This window comes from Hahella sp. CCB-MM4, assembly GCF_002260525.1.
In the GTDB taxonomy this organism is placed as follows: Bacteria; Pseudomonadota; Gammaproteobacteria; order Pseudomonadales; family Oleiphilaceae; genus Hahella.
Genome location: NZ_MRYI01000008.1, coordinates 218600 through 227134, shown reverse-complemented (window position 1 = coordinate 227134; position 8535 = coordinate 218600). Strand labels below are relative to the sequence as shown.

Here is an 8535-nt window from a genome sequence, read left to right as displayed (position 1 = left end):
TGTCTTTAGAGATTTGGCTGCCTCACGGGCAAATGCTTCTAATTCTTTCCGGTTCATTGTCTACCTATCCTTAACCCTGTAATAGGGTACTAGTGATAGGCAGATACACAAATTAAATTACAGTCTCCTGAAAATTGACTACTTTGACAATGACCGTAGCCTAACACTTGAATTACCGCCTACCATAGACTTCGATGGCGAGTATGTCTCAAACAGTATTACATTAAGGTGTACAGAAGTAGAGAAGGTCAGCTAATCATTCACACCAATGCGGCACATCATAGACATTTCTATCCTGATAATTTAACTCACCATAGCATCTGCCATTACTCTCATTTAAGTGCACATTTAGAACAACAGGGTCAGGTTTTACATTCTATTGAACCAAACATAAGACCTGACCCCAACAGCTTCACGACCTGCCTTAATTCCACTCAGGGACAATGTTATCCGCCTTTTTGATTGTATGTTTATTATAGAAAAGCACCGTATCGGCCGCCGCTGATGTCTTGGCAACACTGATGGCATATTTTCCGACAAGCGCTCCATCACCATGTATGGTATTTGACGGGATATAGAAAGCGTGTCCATGGGGTATATTAAAAGCAGTGAAGCTGAATGAATTCGCCGTATTCTGCTTCCCTATAATGATATAACCGCCGGATTCGCTTGATAGGGGTGCATGTATATGGGGGAAGTTATGCCTTTCAACAAAAAAGCCTCCTCCTCCATGCTCTTGCGTCAGGAAGTCTGCTCGGTAATTGTCTTTATAGTCATAGCTCATCAAAACGATGTCATATTCATCGGAAGTAATCGTAAACGTCTCATCGTTCTTGAGTAATGTAATGCCGTAGAACTTCACGTTCTCTTCATTGGCTATCACCGCAGGAATTTTAAAGTCGTCAGGAACCAAAATCGCTCCGAGCCCCGCAAAGACATTCGCATCACTACCCGCGATCACTTTAATCCCCGCCTCTTGTGCCTGCTCAGCGGTATACCAGCTTGCTTCCACGGTCACTCTATCCGGAGAAGCGCTGGGAACAATGCCAACGTCCTCCGTCAATGACAATTTCCATCGGGTTTCACCCGCATCGATGAAAGACATTCCTGAGAGAGTATCCAGCACAGCATCAGAAGGATCTTTCACCGAATACCGAGTAATAATATCGCTTCTAAAAACGATCTCCCGCTCTTCGGTCATTTTAAAGTGTGCGGGGACATGCTTGCATCTATTCATGTACTTCTCCTTGTGACAATAAAAACAGATATCGATGTTGGGTGGTGTCAGGAGGGAGTTGTTTGCATTCGGTATGCAAACACGCTATTTGACACAGTACCCAATACCCCTGCGAGGTCAGTGGTCAAATGAAATGTTTGAAGGTTAAGACACAGGCTTATATAGCGGTATATTGAACGCTTATGCTTTCTATCATTGGAACATCTGTGGAATCTCAGCTCCCGCGTAGCTGACAGCGGGAAAAGAAGTTTGATTGCCATCCTGTCTGCCCTATTCCATTTATTTTGCACTGGCTCATATTTCTTTTTAGCAGGTTTAGGTTATTAAGCAAGACAGTTGCTTTCGTTTTAAGACGGATGAAAAAGTGGAATGCAAGTCAGTCCTTTAAATTGACCGAATCCTCTAGATAGTCTTCTACATCGTAATTGACATATTCGTTGAATTTTTCCAACAATCCATGGAACTCAATTTCGGAAATCCCAAGAATTTCACCTCCGGCAACACCATTTATCAGTTTTTTCTTGTACAGCGAAACAGCAAGGAATTCCGCCATTTCCTTTTCGGTCAGTCCGGTTGTGGCAGCTATATCGTCGGGTATTTCAATTTTCACTTCTTACCTCCAAGTAAAATACATTCCGTGAGTTTAAGGTACCCTTCGATTGCCGGGCAGTAAACCCTTCTGAACTTTATCTAGCAGGAACAATACGGTAGCCCCCCTGTAGGGGCGAACCTATGTGTTCGCCCAGGTATCAACTCAGCAATTAAGGGCGGACACATAGGTCCGCCCCTACAACAGGTAACCTCCAAGGCACAAACGTAAGACCAGCCTTCGGATTGTCATGCAATATTTCGCTATCTCTTCCTTACGAAATACACACTCATATTTTTAGATCGAATCTGTATACCTCTAATACGACTTACAACAAGAATCGCCACAGCTAAAATAAGATTGCTGACAGTAAAGGCAATAATTATAAGGTACGCGAGCTCCCAGATTTGATAAAAAGCAGCTAACAATAGAACCGCCAGAAAAATATAAAATACAATTTCATGGGGTAACGCTAGCCGCCTATTTGCTCCTCTACAGATAAACAATACCTGACCAATTGACTGAAGAATCCCTAATAAAACACCACACTTGAACAGCCAAAATGCCCAATTAAATATAGCAGTTGGGCCCCATAACAATACCAAACTATAAATGCCACCTAATGTGATAGCTATATGCATAGGCCAGAGAACAACACCAATCGTTTTGCTCATTTCTTCTTTGTCTAGGCAATCACTAGTTGGTGGCTGATATGGATCAATCACTTTTTTATACTTCCATACGAGTTATTTTTGGCATAAAAAAAGCACTATAGGGTCAGGCGATAAATCTCACATTCGACCGTGTCAAATGTATGACCCACTCGAAAAAGTTCAAAGAGTATTCTCTTCACCTACTAAATCTCATCAAGCACACCATCTTCATTCAGGATTGGCTGTGCCCATTTGTAGAAATCTGATTTAACTTCGTCCCATGGCCAAACGCCATCAGTGGTGGGCCAGATTATCTGGAGCATTTCAAAATCATCTCCATGATGAAGCCACAATCCCCACCCAAAGAATTCATCAAAATGCTTTTTGGCGACTCTTACGAAACACACATCAAAATTTTCAAGAAACCCCGAATAATACTTACCCGGCTCAAACACTTCGCCCTCAAGTAGGCGATTTTTGTAGTTATTCGCCATGGAATGAGCCAACTCTGACTTCAACCCTAGAATCACAACATCGGGCTTATTCTGCTTCTTATTGATACCAATAGAGTAGGTAAATGATGGATCACCTTCACCTTCCATGACATTTAGAACATGGCATCCATATTCTTCAATATCATCAAGTGCTTTTTGGTCTCTCTCATCCATATCGATACTTCTCTTGAAATTCAGCATCCGCATTTTCGGGTGGATTGGATCACCACGGAATAGTAGTCCGGGGATATACCTTTCCCTCTAGATGCCCTTCTTCCTGATACCGTGTCAAATTGTATGGCCGGCCGCTGGAGAGCGGCTCCTAATTACGTTCTTCCTCATTTCTTTTCTGGGCTATCCATACAGGAACAACGCTGATGTTTATCTAAACCCTCGAAAAGCTCTTCATACTCGCCGCTTGCCTCAACAAGTGAATACATGGATCCAACACAACCGTTTTCAATCCCTTTGAGCAGGCAACGCTCAAACTCTTCCCCTTCATCATTCGATAGAAGCTCTGCCTGATAATGGTTCGCCTTAACCTCGTTGTAGGGACGCATTTTGTCTATAGCAAGTTGAAGGTCATCAAGTTCAATATCAGCAATAGCATCACTGAATGCTGCAAACATATTTATTAAAAATATTTCGATTATTAAAGGGTCGTCGGTACGCTTCAGTTCACTAAAGTCAAGGTTATATATGGCTTCATATATATCATCAGGGCTCATTTTAAATACTCCATTGCAAGTTACCAGCCTGCATAGTGTTAGCGATTGAACATATGTTCTAGTATTTCTAACAGCCGTATACAAGTCTATTCGAGTTCCCCCCTGGCACAAAACTTGTAACCCACACCCCAATACGACAATTTCTTGCCGCATCGCCGGCAATATCGCTCGAACAGTGAACAAACAGGAAGATAAACATGGGTCTTATTCGCACTCTCGTCGACTATGGCCAACAAGCTTACGATGGCCTGAAACCACCTGCTAAGACTGCAGATCAGCCGGCTCAATCGGCAGTTGAAGATATCAACTATCCGCAGATTAAATTGTCAGGTGAAGTTCAGACAGACCAGAAGCCCAAGCTTTCAGTGAAGGAATTCAGGCAGTCTCTGGGGCAAGACACTGCCTTTATTCAGATGACCATCAGGCAAAAGCTTGCCGAGTATGGAGCCAATCCGAGAGCCAATGTTCAGCTCTATCGGGATGATACCGGTGCAATCCGCTTGAACGGCAATCTGCCGGCGGAGACGGCTGCCAATATTGAGCAGGACATTAACCGCAATCCGGATTTCAAGCATCGTTATCTGCGTATCAGTCAGAATCAGCCGACGCTGGAATATATCCAGAACAACCTGAATATCCGCCAGACTTACGGTAGCAATAATAGTCTCTTTGATTCGTTGATTTCGGCGGACCCGGCCAATAATTCGCTGCAGGATCTGACGACCCGTTTTTCAAATCTGGGTAAAGGGCAACGTCAGGGGAATTATTCGGAGGCTGACGAAAAACCGGCGAAAGGCTTTTCGATTTCGGTATAAGGGGAGACAACTCCCCTACTTCCTTTTTGCGCGAGTTTTTCTCACACAATATTTTTCTTCTCTAGCGCTGACTCATTCCTGTCACCGCATTTTGAACCACTATCCATAGATAGCAGACCTACTCCTCAAACGGAGTGGCATCGCCAGCGCCCCGGCGCATGATGACCGGGACTTCTTCAGACAGGTTGATCACCGTGGTCGGTTCCATACCGCAGTAGCCGCCGTCAATTATCAGGTCTACTTGATGCTCCAGGGTTTCCCGAATGTCATAAGGGTCCGTCATGGGGAGTTCATCGCCAGGCAGAATCAGGGTCACACTCATGATGGGTTCGCCCAGCTCTCGCAACAGTTCGCGGCAAATTTCATTGTCCGGGACGCGAATACCAATTTGGCGGCGCTTGGGGTGCAATAAACGCCTGGGCACTTCTGAAGTGGCACTGAGAATAAAGGTGTAAGCGCCTGGTGTGGTGCTCTTGATCAGCCTGTATTCGGTATTGCCCACTTTAGCGTAGGTGGCCAGTTCGCTCAGGTCACTGCACACCAGCGTAAAGTTGTGTTTGTCGTCCAACCGGCGAATCGCTTTGATCTTTTCGGCGGCATTCTTTTCCCCGATGGCGCAACCGATGGCATAACCGGAATCCGTGGGATACACCACCACACCTCCTTTCCGGATGATTTCACAGGCTTGTTTGATAAGACGTGATTGGGGGTTTTCCGGGTGGATCTGGAAAAACTGGCTCATTTTTATTCGCTACGTTTTTTAGTGGTTATTTATAGAAGTCAGTGGTTGTTGCCAGGAGTGGATCAGGCACGTTTATCGTGCTTGCTTCCGCCCATACAGTTTGGAGAGGCAGGCGCGTTACCGGTTTCAACCCACTCGTCAGGTGTGTAAGTATGCAGCGCCAATGCATGGACACCATTTCGCATGAATTCTCCCAAGGCCCCATAGACCTTCTGGTGACGCTGCACTGAACGCAATCCTTCAAACTGATCGCTGACGAGTACGACTTTGAAATGGGTTTCAGAGTTGGGCGGCACACTGTGCATATGGCTTTCATTGACGACTTCCAGGTGAGAAGGCTGAAAATCATCATTCAAAGTATTTTCGATTGATTGCTGGATAGTCATGATTATCAAGATTGTCCTGTCTGTTTGATCCGCTGTGCCACAGCGATTGCTTTTTCTCGACTGCAGGTGAGTTTTTCTACTGCGGGCATGAATCCCGCCAAAGTACCGCCAGCCGGGATCAGATATGTCCATCATTGTAGACCACTGGCTCCCGCGGTGTCCCTATATTCCGCCATAAAACGCGGTATTTTCCCCGTCACAAAGCTTTGCAGTTCCTTACATAATGAAATTGCTTATTTATTGCTCTGGTAGTGAACTGTGTAATGGCGATAAAGTGTCTTCAAGTCAGGAGGGGGAAATTTTTCCCAAATTTGGCAAAAAAATAGCGAATACCAGTATTTGCTGCCACAATAAAATAATGAAAAACAACAATAACTTGTCTGTAATTCAGGCAATTGTTCATCCACTACTCAAATCTATAAACGACCATGATGAAGATAGCGCTCCTGGAAGACGACCCTAACCTGGCCGAACAACTGCTTGGCCATTTGAAAGACTCGGCAATTATGTGCAAACACTATAGCACCGGAAAAGACTTTCTCTATGCCGTCACCCATGACAGTTTTGATTTGTTGATCATGGACTGGCAGCTACCGGATATGGAGGGTATTGATGCCCTGAGAAAACTCCGTCAGCAGCTCGATTGGCCGATTCCCGTATTATTCCTGACTCAGCGTGAGGCTGAGGAAGACATTATCAATGCCCTGCAGGCAGGTGCCGATGACTATATGGTCAAACCGGCACGTCCGGGCGAACTGCTGGCAAGACTCCATGCACTGGTTCGCCGCAACAAGAAAGAAACCACGCAATCTGAAGAAGAGATCTACGGTCCGTTTCGCATCAACCATAAGAAACGCACCATCCATCTTAATGATGAACCCCTGACGCTCACTGACAAAGACTTTGAACTAACGGCATTTTTGTTTGAAAACAAAGGCCGCCTGTTATCCAGAAAATATCTGCTGGAGCGAGTCTGGGGAGTAAACAGCGATATTAACACTCGCACCGTTGATACCCATATGAGCCGTCTTCGCCGTAAGCTCGGGATCAAGCCGGAAAACGGTTTTCGCATCAAAACCATTTACCAACATGGATATCGACTGGAGGACGCGGATTAATGAAGGGATCGGTTCGCAGCTCCAGCCTGAGGATGGTTACCTCAGAGATTATCACTACACCAGGGACTATGGTTATATTAGGGGCTATGGTTATATCAGGGACTATCGTTACACCAAGGACTTTTCTTACACCAAGGACTAGGGTGTCAGCAGTACGACGACAATGAGTCGTCGGATGGGTAGTTTATGAAGCACTTATTTCATTCCCTGTTCTGTATCCTGCTCCTGTGGGCGACCTGTACTGCCCAGGCGGTCGAGCCACATCAGGACTGGGTGTACACTGCCCGTCCCAATGACACCCTGCAAACCATTGCAGAAAAATACCTGATGCCGGATCGCCACTGGGATGCCCTGGTGAGATACAACAAACTCGACGGCAGCGGTAGGTTAAAAGCCGGTACCCTGATCAATATTCCGGTAGCCTGGCTGAAGCACTACCCACAACCAGCCACCCTGATAGTGACTCACGGTGATGTCTGGCTGCGGCGTGCACATACCACCAACTATATTCCCGCGCTCCCCGGCAGCAAGCTGAATATCGGCGATGAGCTGAAAACACAGGAAGGTCAGGCACTGGTTAAGTTTGCCGATGGCAGTTCCCTGTCTGTCGCCTACCAATCCATTGTCATTTTCAACACCCTGACTCATTTCAGCGACACCGGCATGGTGGACACCCGTTTCCGGTTGCTTAAGGGCAGCATCGAAACCAATGTCACTCCGCGAAAAGGTCCGGCCGCCCGCTACGAGGTGACAACGCCCTCAGCCGTCGCGGCAGTCAGGGGGACTGCGTTCCGGATGAACGTCACGGCAACAGTGACGGTAACCGAAGTCACCAAAGGGGTGGTGGAAGTCTCCAACAACGTTACCTCCCGCAGGCTGACCAAAGGCCAGGGAGCCGTGGTGTCTGAATCCATCACCTTCGGGGATCTGCCATTGCTGCCGGCTCCGGATGTGAAGGCTCCGGCGACGATGTCAGAACTGCCGTTCCAGCTGACTTGGGCAGTTCTCGATGGTGCAGTAGCTTATCGGGTGGAGTTGTTCACGGATGATCCGGATACATTGCCCATCCTGGCAGAACGTATCGATTCTCCCAATATCGAGCTTCCCAGATTGAATAACGGGGAATACCGGCTTCGTATCCGTGGTATTGCGGCTGACGATCTGGAAGGCGTGGATACCGAAGTGAAATTCAGGGTGGAGCAAAAAGCGGCTCCAGCCAAATTATTACAGCCCCTTTCCGGTGCTTTTCTGGACATCCCTTCCCCAACATTCAGCTGGAAAGTTGAGGCTCCATACATGCTGAGCAGTCTGGAGATCTCACACGACCCGCAATTTACGGAGCTATATTCCCGCTCCCCTTTTTCCGCGACCGATAATACTCAGAGCGACAGGCCCCTATCCGCGGGAAAGTACTATTGGCGTGTTGTCACCCTGGTCGGGGGGGACAACTTCAACTATAGTCAGTCACGTCCTCTGACGATACAGGGGCGCCTGGATCCAACCGAAGTCATTGCCGTCAATTATCTGGAAGACCAGGCCAAGGTGTTCTGGAAAACCGTCCCCGACGCGCTGGGCTATCATGTTCAACTGGCAGAAGATGAATTGTTTACCCGTGTCATACGCGAATATGAGATTGATAAAACCTATGCCAATGTATTGCTTGAACCAGGCAAGACCTACTGGATACGAGTCAAAGGGCTCGGCGACGATTTACATGCATCAGAATTCGGACAGGCCCAGATTATTAAAATTCAATCGCGCTGACAGGAAAAT

General features: G+C 46.8%; 10 protein-coding genes. 3 read left to right on the top strand and 7 right to left on the bottom strand.

The genetic code is table 11. The features are described 5' to 3' along the window. Positions 1-424: 424 nt before the first annotated feature. From BTA51_RS15850 to BTA51_RS15830, 5 genes are all read right to left on the bottom strand, one after another. Positions 425-1237, bottom strand: a complete 813-nt coding sequence (locus BTA51_RS15850) for a hypothetical protein (protein ID WP_094708899.1) — start codon at positions 1235-1237, stop codon at positions 425-427. A gap of 376 nt (positions 1238-1613) precedes the next feature. Continuing rightward, positions 1614-1847 carry a UPF0175 family protein gene (locus BTA51_RS15845; RefSeq protein WP_094708897.1) on the bottom strand — a complete coding sequence of 78 codons (234 nt, stop codon included), beginning with the start codon at positions 1845-1847 and terminating at the stop codon, positions 1614-1616. A 242-nt stretch (positions 1848-2089) separates the two neighbouring features. Continuing rightward, positions 2090-2551 (bottom strand): hypothetical protein, encoded by a 462-nt coding sequence (locus BTA51_RS15840; RefSeq protein WP_094708896.1) that lies wholly within the window; start codon positions 2549-2551, stop codon positions 2090-2092. Between the two features lie 131 nt (positions 2552-2682). After that, on the bottom strand, positions 2683-3147 hold the full coding sequence (locus tag BTA51_RS15835) for a DUF4262 domain-containing protein (RefSeq protein ID WP_094708935.1): 465 nt from the start codon (positions 3145-3147) through the stop codon (positions 2683-2685). Positions 3148-3311: 164 nt separating this feature from the next. After that, a complete protein-coding gene (locus BTA51_RS15830; RefSeq protein WP_094708894.1) occupies positions 3312-3701 on the bottom strand; it encodes a hypothetical protein in 390 nt (129 codons plus the stop codon). 197 nt (positions 3702-3898) lie between these two features. On the opposite strand from BTA51_RS15830, the gene BTA51_RS15825 reads away from it, so the two are divergent. Continuing rightward, entirely contained in the window at positions 3899-4516 is a 618-nt protein-coding gene (locus BTA51_RS15825; protein ID WP_094708892.1) for a hypothetical protein, read from the top strand. 118 nt (positions 4517-4634) lie between these two features. On the opposite strand, the gene BTA51_RS15820 is transcribed toward BTA51_RS15825, so the two are convergent. Together BTA51_RS15820 and BTA51_RS15815 are read right to left on the bottom strand one after the other, a co-directional pair. Next, positions 4635-5258 carry an L-threonylcarbamoyladenylate synthase gene (locus tag BTA51_RS15820; protein WP_094708890.1) on the bottom strand — a complete coding sequence of 208 codons (624 nt, stop codon included), beginning with the start codon at positions 5256-5258 and terminating at the stop codon, positions 4635-4637. A 62-nt stretch (positions 5259-5320) separates the two neighbouring features. Beyond that, positions 5321-5644: a BolA family transcriptional regulator gene (locus tag BTA51_RS15815; protein WP_094708933.1), complete on the bottom strand. Its 324-nt coding sequence runs from the start codon at positions 5642-5644 to the stop codon at positions 5321-5323. A 428-nt stretch (positions 5645-6072) separates the two neighbouring features. On the opposite strand from BTA51_RS15815, the gene BTA51_RS15810 reads away from it, so the two are divergent. Further along, positions 6073-6762 carry a response regulator transcription factor gene (locus BTA51_RS15810; protein WP_246841061.1) on the top strand — a complete coding sequence of 230 codons (690 nt, stop codon included), beginning with the start codon at positions 6073-6075 and terminating at the stop codon, positions 6760-6762. A 186-nt stretch (positions 6763-6948) separates the two neighbouring features. Then, positions 6949-8526: a FecR domain-containing protein gene (locus BTA51_RS15805; RefSeq protein WP_094708888.1), complete on the top strand. Its 1578-nt coding sequence runs from the start codon at positions 6949-6951 to the stop codon at positions 8524-8526. Positions 8527-8535 lie beyond the last annotated feature (9 nt).